This is a genomic window from Lacticaseibacillus camelliae DSM 22697 = JCM 13995 (assembly GCF_001436615.1).
GTDB lineage: Bacteria > Bacillota > Bacilli > Lactobacillales > Lactobacillaceae > Lacticaseibacillus > Lacticaseibacillus camelliae.
Genome location: NZ_AYZJ01000103.1, coordinates 1 through 338, shown reverse-complemented (window position 1 = coordinate 338; position 338 = coordinate 1). Strand labels below are relative to the sequence as shown.

Sequence of the window (338 nt, the reverse complement as noted above, 5' to 3'; positions counted from 1 at the left end):
TCGTTGTCATCAACGGTCCCATCGCTGTTCAGGTCTTTGTCCTTATCATCGATAGTGCCATCACTGTTGAGATCTTCAGTTGCTGGCGTCTTCTTCCAGGTCTCATATGCGCTCTCGCCGGCTGCGCCGGTGTCACCCTTGGCACCTGTGTCACCTTTGTCGCCCTTGATCGTCTGGTTGAAGTCGTTGTCATCAACGGTCCCATCGCTGTTCAGATCTTTGTCCTTATCATCGATAGTGCCGTCGCTGTTGCGGTCTTCAGTTGCTGGCGTATTCTTCCAGGTCTCGTACGCACTCTCGCCGGTATCACCTTTGGCTCCGGTATCTCCCTTAGCCCC

The 338-nt window shown here is 54.1% G+C and carries 1 pseudogene; it reads right to left on the bottom strand.

Annotation, left to right across the window (positions count from 1 at the left end):
• A pseudogene (locus tag FC75_RS12865) lies at nucleotides 1-338 on the bottom strand (hypothetical protein); the annotation flags it as partial.